Source organism: Streptomyces sp. NPDC014801 (genome assembly GCF_043082085.1).
In the GTDB taxonomy this organism is placed as follows: Bacteria; Actinomycetota; Actinomycetes; order Streptomycetales; family Streptomycetaceae; genus Streptomyces.
Genome location: NZ_JBIBXG010000003.1, coordinates 339,486 through 355,654 on the forward strand (window position 1 = coordinate 339,486; position 16,169 = coordinate 355,654).

Here is a 16,169-nt window from a genome sequence, read left to right on the forward strand (position 1 = left end):
CTCAAGCTTTACCCTAAGGGGGCCTTGAGCTTTGAAGTATGACTTCATATGTTTTCGTTCCATCGGTCAACGCTCGAAGGCGTCAGAAAGGTTCCCGCCCATGGAGGGGAAGCTTGAGGGGAAGGCCGGCGGGACTCCCGGGGAGCTCGCCGCAGGAACGGCCATCCGCCTGCAGGACCTGCACAAGTCGTTCGGTGACACGACCGCCGTGGGCGGGGTCGACCTGGAGATCCGCGACGGGGAGTTCTTCTCGATGCTCGGCCCGTCCGGCTCGGGCAAGACCACCGTCCTGCGGATGATCGCCGGGTTCGAGACCCCCACCGCGGGCCGGATCGAACTCGCCGGGCGGGAGGTCACACGCCTCGCGCCCTTCGAGCGCGACGTGCACACCGTCTTCCAGGACTACGCCCTCTTCCCGCACATGACGGTCGAGCAGAACGTCGCCTACCCCCTGAAGATCCGCAAGGTCCCGAAGCCCGAACGCCTGGTCCGCGCCCGCAAGGCCCTCGCCGAGGTCCGGCTGGACGGCTACGGCAAGCGCCGCCCCGCCCAGCTCTCCGGCGGCCAGCGCCAGCGCGTCGCCCTCGCCCGCGCCCTCGTCGGCCGCCCCCGGGTGCTGCTGCTCGACGAACCGCTCGGCGCGCTCGACCTGCGCCTGCGCGAACAGATGCAGATCGAGCTCAAGGCGATCCAGCGCGAGGTCGGCATCACCTTCGTCTTCGTCACCCACGACCAGGAGGAGGCCCTGACGATGAGCGACCGCATCGCCGTCTTCCACCAGGGCCGCGTCGAACAGGTCGGCACCCCCGCCGAGATCTACGAACGCCCCGCCACCCCGTTCGTGGCCTCCTTCGTCGGCACCTCCAACCTGCTCCACGGCGAGTCCGCCCACCGCATCGTCGGAGAGCCCGGCACCTACAGCATCCGCCCCGAGAAGATCCGCGTGCTGAAGGAGGCCGACGGCGCCGACGAGCCGGAGCACTCCTCCACCACCGGCACCGTCGCCGAGGTCGTCTACCTCGGCGACGCCACCCGCTTCCTCGTCGACCTCGACACCGGCGGCCGGCTCACCGCGCTCCAGCAGAACCTCGAGACGTCCTCCGAGGACGTCGCCGCCTACCGCGGCAGCCGGGTCCGCCTCCAGTGGCACCGCCGCCACGCCGTCCACGTCCCCCACTGACCTTCCAGGAGTACCTCGTGCGCCTCACCCCCGCATGGAAGGCCGCGGCCGCCGCCGCGCTGCTGCTCGCCGCCACCGCCTGCGGCTCCTCCGACACCAAGGCGGGCGGCGGCCTCAACCCGCCCGACCTCAAGGCCCCCGCCAAGCTCGGCGCCCCCGAGGGCCAGGTCAACCTGATCGCCTGGGCCGGCTACGTCGAGGACGGCTCCAACGACCCCAAGGTGAACTGGGTCTCCGACTTCGAGAAGCAGACCGGCTGCCAGGTCCACTCCAAGGTCGCCGCCAGCTCCGACGAGATGGTCAAGCTGATGAAGACCGGCGAGTACGACGCCGTCTCCGCCTCCGGCGACGCCTCGCTGCGCCTGATCGCCTCCGGCGACGCCGCCCCCGTCAACACCGGACTCGTCCCGAACTACAAGGACGTCTTCGGCGGCCTGAAGAACGGCGCCTGGAACTCCGTCGACGGGCAGATGTACGGCATCCCGCACGGCCGCGGCGCCAACCTGCTGATGTACAACACGCAGAAGGTCAGCCCCGCCCCCACCTCCTGGGCCGCCGTCTTCGACGACGCCGCGAAGTACAAGGGCCATGTCACCGCGTACGACTCGCCCATCTACATCGCCGACGCGGCCCTGTACCTGAAGGCCACCAGGCCCGAGCTGAAGATCGAGAACCCGTACGCCCTGGACCGGAAGCAGTTCGACGCGGCCGTGGACCTGCTGAAGAAGCAGAACGCGAACATCGGCGAGTACTGGGGCGACTACCTCAAGGAGGTCTCCGCCTTCAAGAGCGGCGACTCCGTCGTCGGCACCACCTGGCAGGTGATCGCCAGCCTCGCCGCCGGCGAGGGCGCCAAGGTCAAGGCGTTCGTGCCCAAGGAGGGCTCGACGGGCTGGTCCGACACCTGGATGGTCTCGGCCAAGGCCAAGCACCCCACCTGCGCCTACAAGTGGCTCGACTGGATCGTCTCGCCCAAGGTCAACGCGCAGGTCGCCGAGTACTTCGGCGAGGCCCCGGCCAACTCCAAGGCCTGCGCCCTGACCAGCGACAAGAACTTCTGCACCCTCTACCACGCCGCCGACGAGAGCTACTGGAAGAACATCGCCTTCTGGAACACGCCCATCGAGCAGTGCCTGGACGGCCGCACCGACGTGAAGTGCGTGCCGTACGCCAAGTGGGTCCAGGCCTGGACCGAGATCAAGGGCTGAGGCCATGACCGCCGTCACCTCCGAGGCCGCCGGACCGGCTACCGTCCGGCGGCTCGCCGGGGCGCTGCACCGGCGCCCCCGGCTGCGTCTGTCGCTGCTGCTGACCGCCCCGCTGCTGTGGCTGGCCGTGCTCTACCTCGGCTCGCTCACCGTGCTGTTCGTCTCCGCGTTCTGGACGACGGACTCCTTCACCTCCCAGGTCGTCAAGGTCTGGTCCACGGACAACTTCCGCACGCTGCTGACCACCCCGGTCTTCCGCGAGGTGATCGTCCGCAGCATCGGCGTCGCCCTCGCCGTCACCGCCCTGTGCGCGGTGATCGCCTTCCCGCTCGCCTTCTACACCGCCCGCGTGGCCCGCCCCAAGTGGCGCCCGCTGCTGGTGGTCGCGATCCTCACCCCGCTGTGGGCGAGCTATCTGGTCAAGGTGTACGCCTGGCGGCTGATCCTGTCCGAGGGCGGCCTCGCCGACTGGATGCTGCGGCCCTTCGGCCTGTCCGGACCCGGGTTCGGGCTGCCGGCCACGGTGCTGACGCTGACGTACCTGTGGCTGCCGTACATGATCCTGCCCGTCCACACCGCGCTGGAGCAGCTGCCCGGTGGGCTGCTGGACGCCGCCGCCGACCTCGGGGCGCGGCCCTGGCGGACGTTCCGCACGGTGGTGCTGCCCCTGGTGCTGCCGGGTGTGGCCGCCGGGTCGGTGTTCACCTTCTCGCTCAGCCTCGGCGACTACATCACCGTGCAGATCGTCGGCGGGAAGACCCAGCTGATCGGCAACCTCGTGTACTCCAACATCGAGCTCAACCTGCCCATGGCGGCCGCCCTCGGCACGGTGCCGGTCGTCGTCATCGTGCTGTACCTGCTGGCCATGCGCCGCACGGGTGCGCTCAGCAGCCTGTAGAGGAGGTGTCCGACTCGTGCAACTGTCCCGTCCCGCCCGCATCGCGCTGCGCGTCGCCGCCGGGCTCGGCTTCGCGGTGATCTACGTGCCGCTGCTGCTGGTCCTGGTCAACTCCCTCAACCCCGACCGCAGCGCGAGCTGGCCGCCGCCCGGCCTGACCCTGCACTGGTGGTCGGCCGCCTGGGACAACTCCGGGGCCCGCGCGGCCCTGTGGGTGTCGGTGAAGGCCGGCCTCGGGGCGACCGCGATCGCCCTGGTGCTGGGCACGCTCATCGCGTTCGCGGTCGCCCGGTACCGCTTCTTCGGCCGCGACGCGCTCTCCTTCGTCGTCGTCCTGCCGATCGCGCTGCCCGGCATCGTCACCGGCATCGCGCTCAACTCCGCCTTCGGCACCGTGCTGGAGCCGCTCGGCGTCGGCCTCGGCCTGTTCACCGTGGTCGTCGGGCACGCCACCTTCTGCATCGTCGTCGTCTTCAACAACGTGGTGGCGCGCCTGCGGCGCACTTCCGGGTCGTACGAGGAGGCCGCGGCCGATCTCGGGGCGCACACCTTCCGGGCCTTCGCCGACGTCACCTTCCCGCTGGTGCGCACCGCGCTGCTGGCGGGCGGGCTGCTGGCGTTCGCGCTGTCCTTCGACGAGATCGTGGTGACCACGTTCACCGCCGGGCCCGGCATCCAGACGCTGCCGCTGTGGATCTTCGAGAACATGACCCGCCCGCAGCAGGCGCCCGTGGTGAACGTGGTGGCGGCGGTCCTGGTGCTGCTCTCCGTCATCCCGATCTACCTCGCCCAGCGCCTGTCCGCGGACACCGCGACCGGCAGCCGGGTCTGACCGGCCGCCGGCCCGGAGGCCGTCACCGCTCCAGCGGGCGGTGCGCGGTCTCCGGCAGCCGCAGGTACACCAGCGAGGACAGCAGGCACAGCGCGGCGACGTACCACGGGAACAGGCCCGCCCGCCCCCACTCCTTGAACAGCGTGCCGACGTACGGGGCCGTGCCGCCGAACAGGGCGACGGTGAGGGAGTAGGGGAAGCCGATGCCGGCCGCCCGCACCCGGGGCGGGAACACCTCGGCGTTCACGGCGGCGCTGATGGAGGTGAAGCCGGTCAGCAGCACCATGCCGGCCATCTGCACCAGCAGCAGCACGGCGAAGGAGTCGCGCAGCGCGTGCAGCAGCGGCACGCACAGCAGCGCGAAGCCCAGCCCGAAGAACAGCAGCAGGGGGCGGCGGCCGAACCGGTCGGAGAGCAGGCCGCCGACCGGCTGCAGCAGGGCGAAGAACGCCAGTGAGATCGTGCCCGCGAGCAGCGCGTCGGACTTCGCGACGCCCGCGTTGAGTTCGGCGTAGGTCGGCAGATACGACGTCCAGGTGTAGTAGGCGATCGTGCCGCCCGCGGTGATGCCGGCGATCAGCAGGGACTCGCGCGGGTGGCGGCGCAGCGCCTCGAACAGGCCGGGGCGCGGGGCGCGTTGTTGCGCGGTGCTGCGGGTCTCCTCGGCGCCGCGCCGGATCCAGAACCCGGCCAGGGCGAGCAGCCCGCCGATCCAGAACGGCACGCGCCAGCCCCAGCCGTCCATCGAGGACTCGGCGAGCGTGTCCACGAGCAGGGTGGCGATCCCGGAGGCGACGAGCTGGCCGGCCGTGGTGGAGACGTACTGGAAGCTGGAGAACAGTCCGCGGCGGCCCGGACCGGCCGACTCCACCAGGAAGGTGGTCGAGGCGGCGAACTCCCCGCCCACGGACAGCCCTTGCAGCAGGCGCGCCGCGACCAGCACCATCGGGGCCGCGAGTCCCGCCGAGGCGTAGGTGGGGGTGAGGCCGACCAGCAGGCTGCTGCCGCCCATCAGCAGGATGGTGGCCGTCAGCGCGGTCCGGCGTCCGCGCCGGTCGGCGATCGCGCCCATCAGCAGCCCGCCCACGGGGCGCATGAAGAAGCCGACGGCGAACACCGCGAACGTCGACAGCAGCGGCACCAGCGAGTTGCCGGTGCCCTTGGGGAACACCGCCCGCGCGATGTAGGTCGCCAGAAACGTGTAGGCGTACCAGTCGTACCACTCGACGGCATTGCCCACCGATGCGGCAAGAAGCTGCCGTACGGGGCGTTTTGTCCTGATTTCAGCGGTGGTCTGCGTCCCTGTCATGATCGCGACCTCCCCGGGTGGCCGGTTCCGCACACCTGCCGTAGCGATGAGTTCACATGGGTGCCACCAGACCCTTCCCTGACGTTTGATGCTCTTGGAACACTCGCTCCGCGCACATTCCGTCATTCACCGGCGAGTTGCCGCCGCCACGACGAGAGGTCTGTCCCCCATGCCCGAAGTGAACCGGCGTCGCTTCCTCCAACTCGCGGGCGCCACCACGGCGTTCACCGCTCTCTCCGCGAGCATCCAGCGCGCCGCGGCCCTCCCGGCCAACCACCGCACGGCCTCCGTCGAGGACGTCGAGCACATCGTCGTCCTGATGCAGGAGAACCGGTCCTTCGACCACTACTTCGGCGCCCTCAGAGGCGTCCGCGGCTTCGGCGACCCGCGCCCGGTCACCACCCGGCCCGGCGCCAAGTCCGTCTGGTACCAGTCCGACGGCACCAAGGACATCCTCCCCTTCCACCCGGACGCCGACGACCTGGGCATGGCCTTCCTCCAGGACCTCCCGCACGGCTGGAACGACGGACACGCCGCCTTCGACGGGGGGAAGTACGACAAGTGGGTGCCCTCCAAGGGCTCCACCACCATGGCGTACCTGACCCGCGACGACATCCCCTTCCACTACGCGCTCGCCGACGCCTTCACCATCTGCGACGCCTACCACTGCTCCTTCATCGGCTCCACCGACCCCAACCGCTACTACATGTGGAGCGGCTACGTCGGCAACGACGGCACCGGCGGCGGTCCCGTCCTCGGCAACGACGAGAAGGGCTACGGCTGGACGACGTACCCCGAACGCCTGGAGGAGGCCGGGGTGTCCTGGAAGATCTACCAGGACGTCGGCGACGGCCTCGACGCGAACGGCGGCTGGGGCTGGATCTCGGACGCCTACCGCGGCAACTACGGCGACAACTCGCTGCTCTACTTCAACCAGTACCGCACCGCCCAGCCGGGCGACCCGCTGTACGACAAGGCCCGCACCGGCACCGACTACCGCAAGGGCGAGGGCTACTTCGACCAGCTCAAGGCCGACGTGGCCGCCGGAAGGCTGCCCCAGGTGTCCTGGATCGTCGCCCCCGAGGCGTTCACCGAGCACCCGAACTGGCCGGCCAACTACGGCGCCTGGTACGTCGCCCAGGTCCTGGACGCCCTCACCTCCAACCCGGACGTGTGGGCGAAGACCGCGCTGTTCATCACCTACGACGAGAACGACGGCTTCTTCGACCACCTGATACCGCCGTTCCCGCCCGGCTCCGCCGCCCAGGGCAAGTCGACCGTCGACACCTCCCTCGACGTCTTCAAGGGCGACGCGAGCCATGTCGCCGGCCCCTACGGCCTCGGGCAGCGCGTGCCCATGCTGGTGGTCTCCCCCTGGAGCAAGGGCGGCTACGTCTGCTCCGAGACGCTGGACCACACCTCCATCATCCGGTTCATCGAGAACCGCTTCGGGGTGCGCGAGCCGAACATCTCGCCCTGGCGGCGGGCCGTCTGCGGCGACCTGACCTCCGCCTTCGACTTCTCCGCCAAGGACACCACTCCCGTCAGCCTGCCGGACACGGCGGGCTACGAGCCGCCGGACCGGCTGCGCCACCCCGACTACAAGCCCACCCCGCCCGCCACCGGGGCGCTGCCCCAGCAGGAGCGCGGCCTGCGGCCGGCCCGCCCGCTGAAGTACAACCCGGCCGTGGACGGCTCGGTCGACGCCAAGGCCGGGAAGTTCACCCTGACCTTCGCCTCCGGCGCCACCGCCGGCGCGGCCTTCCTCGTGACCTCCGGCAACCGCACCGACGGCCCCTGGACGTACACCACCGAGGCCGGGAAGTCCCTGGCGGACACCTGGAACTCGGTGTACTCGGGCGGCTCCTACGACCTCACCGTGCACGGGCCGAACGGCTTCCTGCGCGTCTTCAAGGGCCGCAACAAGGTCGCCGGCCCCGAGGTCACCGCCCGGCACAGCGGCGACGACGTGGAGCTCACCTTCACCAACTCCGGCTCGGGCACGTCCCGGCTCACCGTCACCGACGGCTACGGCGGCGGCAAGCGGTCGGTGAGCGTGCGGCCGGGCGCCACCGTGAAGCAGCTCGTCGACCTCGCGGTGAGCCGGCGCTGGTACGACCTGACCGTGACGGCCGACGGCGATGCGACCTATCTGCGGCGGTTCGCCGGACATGTCGAGAACGGCCTTCCCGGCGTGAGCGACCCCGCCCTCGCCACCGTCTGACGGTCCGTCGGACCACGGGCGCCCGGCACCGGGCGCCCGTACCGGGCGTTCCGGGCGACGGTTGTCTTCCGGCCGGTGCGCGATAGTGTGCCCCGGTGACCACGCAATCGAACACACCTGCAGGGTGGTACCCGGATCCGCACGGAGCGGCCCAGACCCTGCGGTACTGGGACGGCACCCAGTGGACCGAGCACACCCACGCCGACCAGCAGGGCCAGGCCCAGACCGCGGTACAGGCACCGGCCGCACCGCACGTGCCGGCGCAGCCGGCCGGACCCGACCCGCGCGTCCAGCGCCAGGTGCAGCAGCAGGCGGGCGTCGCCGGGGGCGGCGCCGGCGGGGGGACCCTCTTCTCCGAGCCGGTCCTGGTGGTGAACCAGAAGGCCAAGCTCATCGAGCTGACCAACGAGTACAAGGTCATGGACCAGCACGGCCGCGAGATCGGCGCGGTCGTCCAGGTCGGCCAGAGCATGCTGCGCAAGATCGTGCGGTTCCTCTACAGCATCGACCAGTTCATGAAGGTCAAGCTGGAGATCCGCGACGCCTACGGGCAGCCGGTGCTGCTGCTGACCCGTCCGGGCAAGATCTTCAAGTCGCGGGTGATCGTCGAGCGCCCGGACGGCACGCCGGTCGGTGAGATCGTCCAGCAGAACGTCTTCGGGAAGATCAACTTCGCGATGATGGTGAACGGCCAGCAGGTCGGCGCCATCAAGGCGGAGAACTGGCGGGCGTGGAACTTCGCCATCGTCGACCACGCGGACAACGAGGTCGCCCGGATCACCAAGACCTGGGAAGGCCTCGCCAAGACGATGTTCACCACCGCGGACAACTACGTCCTGCAGATCCACTACCAGCTGCCCGACCCGCTGCTGAGCCTGGTCGTCGCCACGGCCCTGACCGTGGACACGGCCCTGAAGCAGGACGCCCGCGGCCTCGGCTGAGACCACGGGCGTCATCGCCTCACAGCACGCTCAGGTGCCCCGGTTCGCTCGTCGGCCGGGGCACCGCCGCTTGCGCCTCCAGCGCGAGGACGGCGGCCACGGGGTGCTGCTCGTCGGGGACCGGTACGGGCGCGGGCTGCGGCACCGGTGTGGACGTGTGCTCCGGTGCCGGCATGGACTCCGGCCGCGCTTTTGGTGCCGGGGCGGATTCCGGTACTGGCGTGGATTCCGGCACCGGCGTGGTCTCCTGCGCTGGCCCCGGCGTCACGCGGGACAGCAGCACCACGCCCCACGCCGCGCAGGCCGTGCCCGCCAGGGCCAGCAGCACGCCGAGGACGCCGCCCTGGAGCCGTTCGCCGAGCAGGGCCACGCCGATCACCGCGGCGGCCACCGGATTGGCCAGCGTCACCACGGCGAGCGGGGCGCCGAGGCCGCCCCGGTAGGCGGTCTGCGACAGCAGCAGCCCGCCCGTCGCGAACGCCGCGACCAGCACCGCGACACCGATCACCTGCACGCTCAGCAGCGGACCGGTGTGGTCGGTGGCGGCCACGGTGACCGTCTGGGTGAGCGCCGACGCCACACCGGAGGCCACTCCGGACGCCGTCGCGTGCCGCAGGCCCGGCCGCGCGCCCGGCCACGACAGGCTGCCGATCAGCGCCGCCGTCGCCCCCGCGACGACCAGCGCCTCAGGGACGCTCAGCACGTCCTCGGGCGCGGGACCCGAGGCGGTGACGAGGATCGCGCCCAGCCCGAGCAGCGTGAACCCGGTGCCCCGCCACTCGATCGCGCTGACCCGGCGCCCCGCCATCCGCGCCCCGAGCGGCACGGCCGCCACGAGGGTGAGCGCGCCGAGCGGCTGCACCACGGTCAGCGGGCCGTACTTCAGCGCGACGACGTGCAGCAGCGCGGCGCCGGCGTTCAGCAGCACGGACCACCACCAGGCGCCGCTGCCCAGCATGTGCAGCAGCCCGGCGCCGGACGAGCGCGCGGCGAGCCGCTCCTGGGCGACGGCCGCGGACGCGTAGGCGACGGCGGAGAACAGGGAGAGGACCACGGCGAGCAGGGCGGCGTTCATCGGGCCGCCCCCACCAGTTCGCGCTCGTCCACCGGCAGCAGCTTCTCGCTTCCGCGGCCGGCGGTCGTCCTCGACCGGTGCGGCGGGTGGATCACCGCGAGGGTGACGCCGAGCAGGGCGGTCGCGACGAGGGCGTCCAGCCAGTAGTGGTTGGCGGTGCCGACGATCACCAGCAGGGTGAGCGCCGGGTGCGCCAGCCACAGCCAGCGCCGGCGGGACCGGGTCGCCGCTATGAGGCCGATCGCCACCATCAGCGCCCAGCCGAAGTGCAGGGACGGCATCGCCGCGAACTGGTTGGACAGGTGGTCGGCCTGCGGGGGGCCGTACACCGACGGGCCGTACACGCGCGCGGTGTCGATCAGCCCGGTCCCGGCGAGCATCCGCGGCGGGGCGAGCGGGAACGTGAGATGCAGCACCAGCGCGGCGGCCGTGACGACGGCCAGCACCCGGCGGGCCCAGACGTAGTGCGCCGGGCGGCGCAGGTACAGCCAGATCAGGAAGCCGGCCGTGACGGGGAAGTGGACGGTCGCGTAGTAGGTGTTCGCGACGTGGACCAGCGTGTCACCGTGCAGCAGCAGCGACTGCACGCCGCCCTCGCCGGGCAGGTGCAGGGTCCGCTCCAGGTCCCAGACGTGGTGGGCGTCGCGAAAGGCCTCGCCGGTGTGGCCGGTGGCCAGCTGCCGGCCGAACTTGTACACGAGGAACAGCCCCGCGACGAGCAGCAGCTCGCGCAGGAGCGGCGGACGGGCGGTCCGGCCGGCGGTCGCGTCCGGCTCGGATTCCTCCGGTTCCTCGGCTTCTTCAGGCTCGGTGCGGGCGTTCATCCCCCGGCCCCCTCGCTGACGTACGGTGCGGTGGTTCTCATCGATACGATTGCGTACCGATACGCCAGTGTACCGATACGGTCGAGTACCGGTACACTGGCGTATCGATTGAGGTACGAGACACTGGACACAGCGCCCCACGGATCCCAGCGAGGTGAAGCACCGATGACGTCGCAGGCCGCGGACGGACCGGAGACGGCCGCCGCGTCGCGCCGCTCCAAGCTCACGCCCGAGCGCGAGCAGGAGTTCTTCGACGCCGTCCTCGACCAGATCCGCGCGTGCGGGTACGACGCCGTGACCATGGAGGGCGTCGCCGCCAGCACCCGGTGCAGCAAGTCGACGCTGTACCGGCAGTGGAAGACCAAGCCGCAGTTCGTGGCGGCGGCGCTGCGCTCCAGCCGCGCCTGCCGCTTCGCCGGCATCGACACCGGCTCGCTCGCCGAGGACCTGCGCGAGTCGGCCCGGCAGGCCGGCGCCTGGTCGGGCCGCGACACCAGCCTGCTCCAGGCCCTGGGGCACGCGGTGATGCAGGACGAGGAACTGCGCAAGGCGCTGCGCGAGGCGCTCGTCGAGCCGGAGATGGAGGCGCTGCGCGCCATCCTGCGCCGGGGCGTCGAACGCGGTGAGATCCCCGCGGACCATCCGGCGCTGGAGTTCGTCCCGGTCCAGCTGTACGGGGTCCTGCGAGTGCGGCCCGTCATCGACGGGCAGTACGCCGACTCCGACTACCTGCTCCGGTTCGTGGAGGCCGTGGTGCTCCCGGCACTCGGCCTCACCTGAGACTCAGGCCGCCGTCCACGGGATGACTGGACGGTGACCTGACCGCGCCGCACCGTGGGGACGGGGGCGGCGCGCACCCCCCGGCCGGGTGGGATCCCTCTTGAGCGGAGGGGGGTCCCACCCGGCCGCATTCCGCGGCGCGGCCGGCGTCAGACGTTCTGCCCGCTGCCCCCGCCGCTCGCCTGACGGATGCCCTGGGTGATCCGGTCGATCACGGCGACGTCCTGGTCGGCGTCCACGCCGAAACGCACCAGGACGATCATGCGGGGACTGGCCGGGGACGGGAACGCCAGCGACTCGACCACACCGTCGGCCCCCTTGCCGGTGACCGCCTTCCAGCGCACCAGATAGCCCTTCTGCCCGGCCACCGTGACCGCCTTCGACGCCAGCACCTGGTGCGAGGTGATCGCTCCGTAGGTGGCACCGCCGTAGGACTGCTCCGCGTTCCCCGCGATGTCCGCCTTCGCCACCTCCTCCGCGGTGGTGCCGCGCACGCCCAGCAGCGTGGCCGGCGCCGCGTACGCGCCGCCCTTGGTGCAGGTCTGGGAGGCCGCGCCGGGGCACGGGTAGGACGAGTCCGAGGTCACGGCCGCGCCGGCGCCGAACTCCTGGCCGTACCAGCCGTCCGGGATGGGCAGGCTGATGCCGCTCGCCGCGTCCGTCGCCGACCCGCTGTCGATCTTCGGCGCCTCGCTCGGCGCGGGGGACGCCTGGCCGCCGCTTCCCGGACCGCCCTCGCCGGGACCGCCGTCGCCGGGGCCCTGGCCGCGTCCGTCCCGGCCCTCGGGGCCCCGCTGCGCCCCGGCCGTGGTGCGGTCGTGGCCGTCGTCCTTGGTCAGGGCGTACACCCCGACGCCGATGCAGGCCAGCACGGCCACCGCCGCGACGACGGCCACCCCGACCCGCACCCCCCACCGCCCCCGCCGCGCGGGCGGCTGCCCCGGATACCCCGGGTGCGGGGGATACACGGGCGCGGCGTAGGCGGAATACACCGGGTAGGCCGGCTGACCGGGATGCCCCGGCTGGCTCGGCAGGCCCGGTTGACCTGGCTGGCCCGGCTGCCCCGCCTGCCCCGGCTGGCTCGGGTGGCCCGGGTAAGCCGGGTGACCGGTGGGGCCGGGCTGTAGCGGCTGATCGGTCTGCGTGACCTGGTCGCTCTGGGCTGCCTGCCCGGACTGCTCGGCCTGCTCGGTCTGCTCGGTCTGCCCGGTCTGCTCCGCTTGCGCGGTCGGCTCGGCCTGCCCGACCCGATCGGCCTGCCCGGCCAAGTCGGCCTCCCCGGACGGCTCGGCCGGCTCGCCGTGCCCGGCCCGCTCGGCGCGCTCGCCCTGCTCGGCGCGCTCGCCGTGCTCGGCGCGCTCGCCGTGCCCGGCCTGACCGCCGTGCTCGGTCTGCTCGGTGCGTCCGGGCTCGTGCGGTGGCCCCGGCCGACCGGCCGGGGGACCCCACACGGCCGCCGTCCCCGCCGGGCGGATCCGGTCCGTCCAGGCCCGGCCGTCCCACCAGCGCTCGGTGGCGGGACCGTCACTTGTCTGCCCGGGGTCGGGGTACCACCCGGGAGGAGTCACCTGCGTCATGCCCCCACCGTATGAGCCGAGCGTGAAAGCCGGATGAGAGCCCCACCGCGAACGGCACCGCCGCACCGGTCCCGAACCGGGGTCCGACCCCGGGACGAGCCAACCGGGCCCGGACCGCCTGGGGATTGGGGACCCGGGCCGCATCCGGCACCCGGGCCGTATCCGGCACCCGGGCCGTATCCGGCACCCGGGCCGTATCCGGCACCCGGGCCGTATCCGGCACCCGGGCCGTATCCGGCACCCGCGCCCCATCCGGACCGGGCCGCATCCGGGACCGGGCCGTCTCCCGGACCCGGGCCGCCTTTGGAACCGTCCTGGACCGGTACCCGGCGCCCCGTCCCGGCACCACCCCCGCATCCGTCCCGGAACGGGGCACGCGACCCGCCCCGGCAGCCGCAGACGACGCCCCCACCGGGTCAAGCCCCGGCCGATCCGTCGTCAATTTCCTGCGGCCGTTCTCCGGTTGACGCCCCCGTCCCGCGCCGCAGGCACGCCGTGGCGGCCCCCACTACCCCCTTTCACCCTTCGCGGCAAGACCTGGGACGACGGACCACCGCCCGAGCGCGGAGGGGGCTAGGCTCGACGTCGTACGTCGTTCGGGCGACTTGGGGAGGTAGCGGGATGACGGAGGTACGGCCCACGGCGGCCGCCTCGGCTTCCCTGTGGGAGCGCGACGAGGAAGTCGCCGCCGTCGCACGGGCGGTCGACGCCCTGTGCACGGACCAGACGTCCTCCGGCACCCTGCTGGTGTTCCAGGGCGAGGCCGGGCTGGGCAAGACCGCGCTGCTGGCCGAGACCCGCCGGATCGCGGAGGCCCGCGGCTGCACCGTGTGGTCCGCCCGCGGCGGCGAGACCCTGCGGTCCGTCCCGTTCAACGTCGTCCGGCAACTGCTGCAGCCCGCGCTGGTGTCCATGCTCCCGGAGGAGGCCCGCGACTACCTCGGCGACTGGTACGACATCGCCGGGCCCGCCCTCGGCATAGCGGAGCCGGGGGAGCGGCAGGCCGACCCGCAGGGCGTGTACGACGGGCTCGTCGTCGCCGTGCGCCGCCTCGCCGCCCGCGACTGGCCGCTGGTGCTGCTCATCGACGACGCCCACTGGGCCGACCAGGAGACCCTGCGCTGGCTCGCCGCGTTCACCGAGCGCCTCGACGACCTGCCCGTCCTGGTGGTCGTCGCCCGCCGTCCCGGCGAGGTCGGCGGGGAGAGCGCCCGGCTGCTGGAGGACGTCGCCGCCGCCGGACGCCCCGCCACCGAACTCAGCGCCCTCACCCCCGAGGCGGTGGCCGGCCTCACCCGAGCCGCCCTCGGCCCGCACGCGGACGCCCCCTTCTGCCGCGAGGTGTGGGCGGTCACCGGCGGCAATCCGTACGACACGGTCGAACTCCTCGCCAAGGTCCGCGACAGCGAGCTGTCGCCCACCGAGTCCTCCGCCGCCGAACTGCGCGACCTCAACCGCTCCGCCCGCGGCGGCGGCCTGGTCGCCCGCCTGGAACAACTCGGCATAGACGCCACCCGGTTCGCCTGGGCCGCCGCCATCCTCGGCGACGCGATCACCGTCGACCTGGTGGGCCGGCTCGCGACGATGAGGCGGGAGGAGGCCCTGCGCAGCGCCGAACTCCTCAAGAGCGCCCGCATCCTCACCAGCCCCGACCCGGCCGCCGGCCCCGTGGACGCGGACGCCCTGGAGTTCGTCCACCCGCTGATCGCCACCGCCGTCTACAACTCCATCCCCGACGCCCTGCGCCGCGCCATGCACGGCATCGCCGCCCAGCTCGTCACCGACCTGGGCCTCGGCCCCGCGGCCGCCTCCCGGCATCTGCTCCAGGTCCACCCGGACGACGACGAGGAACTGGTCGACCAACTGCGCGAGGCCGCCCGCGAACACCTCGCCGTCGGCGCCCCCGACGCCGCCCGCCGCTGCCTGGAACGTGCCCTGCAGGAGCCGCCGCTGCCGGAGGTACGGGCGCTGGTGCTGTACGAACTCGGCTGCGCCAGCCTGCTCACCGCGCCCGCGAAGACCATCGGCCATCTGCGCGAGGCCCTCGCCCTGCCGGGCCTCGGCGAGGACGTCCGCGTGGACGCCGTCGTACGCCTGTCGCAGGCGCTGCTCCACAACGACCAGCTGGAGCAGGCCGTCCGCACCGTCGAGGCGGAGGCCGCCCGGCTCCCGGACGGACCGGCCCGGCTGCGCCTGCAGGCCGTGCAGTACATGTGGGAGGGCATCTACGCCGGTGAGGCGCCGGCGCCCGGCCGCTCCGAGCGGCTCGCCGCCCTCGCCCGCACCTGCACCGGGCGCGACAACTCCGAGCGCGCCCTGCTCATCCTGCGCGGCTTCGACGCCATGACGCGCGGCGAGAACGCCGAGGAGGTCGTCGAGCTGTGCGACCGCGCCCTCGTCAACGGCCGTCTCGCCGACGGACTCGGCTGGACCGACACCGAGTGGGGCATCGAACTGCTGATGATGCTCGCCGGCGCGTACGCCTACACCGACCGGCTCGACCGTGCCGAGACCCTCTACACCGACGCCCTGCGCGCCTACGAGTCCGCCGGCTGGAGCGGCGGCCATCTCGCCCTCGCGCACGCCTACGTCGGCTTCGGGCACCGCCGGCGCGGCCGGCTGCGGGAGGCGGAGGCGTCCCTGCGCCAGGCGCTGCGGCTCGCCGAACGCGTCGGCCGCGGACTGCCCCTGTACTGGTCGGCCACCTGCAACCTGGTCGACACGCTGCTCGCCCGCGGTCACGTCGGGGAGGCCTGGTCCGTCGCCGAGCAGTACGGCTTCGCGCCGCCCTACCCGTCCACCATCGTGCTGCCCGACCCGCGTTCCCTGCGCGGCCGGCTGCTGCTGGCCGTCGGCCGCACCAAGGAGGGCGTCAACGAACTGGAGGCCGCCGAGAAGGCGGCCGCCGTGCGCGGCCACCACAATCCCGTGATGGTGCCCTGGGCGGGCGACCTCGCCCGCGCGCTGGCGGCCGAGGACCCGGCCCGCGCGGCCCGGCTCGCCGCCGACGCCCGCCGGCACGCCGAGCGGTTCGGCACCGACACCGCCATCGGCGAGGCCCTGCGCTGCGCCGCCGCCCTGGAGACCGGCCGGCGCGCGGTCGACCTGGCCGCGCAGGCCGTCACGCGGCTGGAGGCCTCACCGGCCCAGTACGAGCACGCCGCCGCCCGCGTCGAGTACGGCATCCTGGCCCGCTCCGGGGACGAGCTGGAACGCGGCCTGGAGCTGGCCCGCTCCTGCGGCGCGGACGGGCTGGCCGAGCGGGCGACGCGGGAGCTGGAGACGGTCCGCGGGCTGAGCCGGGTGACGTCCTAGGGGCGG

12 protein-coding genes and 2 pseudogenes are annotated in these 16,169 nt (G+C 72.8%); 8 read left to right on the forward strand and 6 right to left on the reverse strand.

What is annotated here, in order from left to right; genetic code table 11:
• Positions 1-100 precede the first annotated feature (100 nt).
• From ACF1AL_RS08170 to ACF1AL_RS08185, 4 genes are read left to right on the forward strand one after another with little or no spacing between them, the layout of a single operon-like run.
• Entirely contained in the window at positions 101-1,180 is a 1,080-nt protein-coding gene (locus ACF1AL_RS08170) for an ABC transporter ATP-binding protein (protein WP_391825596.1), read from the forward strand.
• Between the two features lie 17 nt (positions 1,181-1,197).
• Positions 1,198-2,388, forward strand: coding sequence for an ABC transporter substrate-binding protein (locus ACF1AL_RS08175; protein ID WP_391825597.1), 1,191 nt, complete (start codon positions 1,198-1,200; stop codon positions 2,386-2,388).
• Positions 2,389-2,392: 4 nt separating this feature from the next.
• On the forward strand, positions 2,393-3,286 hold the full coding sequence (locus ACF1AL_RS08180) for an ABC transporter permease (protein WP_391825598.1): 894 nt from the start codon (positions 2,393-2,395) through the stop codon (positions 3,284-3,286).
• Between the two features lie 16 nt (positions 3,287-3,302).
• Positions 3,303-4,118, forward strand: a complete 816-nt coding sequence (locus ACF1AL_RS08185) for an ABC transporter permease (protein ID WP_391695636.1) — start codon at positions 3,303-3,305, stop codon at positions 4,116-4,118.
• 22 nt (positions 4,119-4,140) lie between these two features.
• Here the strand turns inward: ACF1AL_RS08185 and ACF1AL_RS08190 are convergent, their stop codons facing one another.
• A complete protein-coding gene (locus tag ACF1AL_RS08190; RefSeq protein WP_391825599.1) occupies positions 4,141-5,427 on the reverse strand; it encodes an MFS transporter in 1,287 nt (428 codons plus the stop codon).
• Positions 5,428-5,596: 169 nt separating this feature from the next.
• On the opposite strand from ACF1AL_RS08190, the gene ACF1AL_RS08195 reads away from it, so the two are divergent.
• Together ACF1AL_RS08195 and ACF1AL_RS08200 are read left to right on the forward strand one after the other, a co-directional pair.
• On the forward strand, positions 5,597-7,651 hold the full coding sequence (locus ACF1AL_RS08195) for a phosphocholine-specific phospholipase C (RefSeq protein WP_391825600.1): 2,055 nt from the start codon (positions 5,597-5,599) through the stop codon (positions 7,649-7,651).
• Positions 7,652-7,746: 95 nt separating this feature from the next.
• Positions 7,747-8,592 (forward strand): phospholipid scramblase-related protein, encoded by an 846-nt coding sequence (locus ACF1AL_RS08200; RefSeq protein WP_386584815.1) that lies wholly within the window; start codon positions 7,747-7,749, stop codon positions 8,590-8,592.
• Between the two features lie 19 nt (positions 8,593-8,611).
• On the opposite strand, the gene ACF1AL_RS08205 is transcribed toward ACF1AL_RS08200, so the two are convergent.
• Entirely contained in the window at positions 8,612-9,667 is a 1,056-nt protein-coding gene (locus ACF1AL_RS08205) for a hypothetical protein (protein ID WP_391695643.1), read from the reverse strand.
• Positions 9,664-10,491, reverse strand: a complete 828-nt coding sequence (locus ACF1AL_RS08210; protein ID WP_386911560.1) for a phosphatase PAP2 family protein — start codon at positions 10,489-10,491, stop codon at positions 9,664-9,666. Before ACF1AL_RS08210 ends, ACF1AL_RS08205 begins: the two co-directional genes overlap by 4 nt.
• A 165-nt stretch (positions 10,492-10,656) precedes the next feature.
• Here ACF1AL_RS08210 and ACF1AL_RS08215 point away from each other — a divergent pair, with 165 nt between their 5' ends.
• On the forward strand, positions 10,657-11,271 hold the full coding sequence (locus ACF1AL_RS08215; RefSeq protein WP_366834740.1) for a TetR/AcrR family transcriptional regulator C-terminal ligand-binding domain-containing protein: 615 nt from the start codon (positions 10,657-10,659) through the stop codon (positions 11,269-11,271).
• 149 nt (positions 11,272-11,420) lie between these two features.
• Here the strand turns inward: ACF1AL_RS08215 and ACF1AL_RS08220 are convergent, their stop codons facing one another.
• The 3 genes and pseudogenes from ACF1AL_RS08220 to ACF1AL_RS08230 form a co-directional block, all read right to left on the reverse strand.
• A complete protein-coding gene (locus ACF1AL_RS08220) occupies positions 11,421-12,305 on the reverse strand; it encodes a hypothetical protein (protein WP_391696259.1) in 885 nt (294 codons plus the stop codon).
• 372 nt (positions 12,306-12,677) lie between these two features.
• Positions 12,678-12,848 (reverse strand): annotated as a pseudogene (locus ACF1AL_RS08225) (DUF2510 domain-containing protein); the annotation flags it as partial.
• 168 nt (positions 12,849-13,016) lie between these two features.
• A pseudogene (locus ACF1AL_RS08230) lies at positions 13,017-13,205 on the reverse strand (hypothetical protein); the annotation flags it as partial.
• A 264-nt stretch (positions 13,206-13,469) separates the two neighbouring features.
• On the opposite strand from ACF1AL_RS08230, the gene ACF1AL_RS08235 reads away from it, so the two are divergent.
• Positions 13,470-16,163 (forward strand): ATP-binding protein, encoded by a 2,694-nt coding sequence (locus ACF1AL_RS08235; RefSeq protein WP_391825601.1) that lies wholly within the window; start codon positions 13,470-13,472, stop codon positions 16,161-16,163.
• Positions 16,164-16,169: the final 6 nt, after the last annotated feature.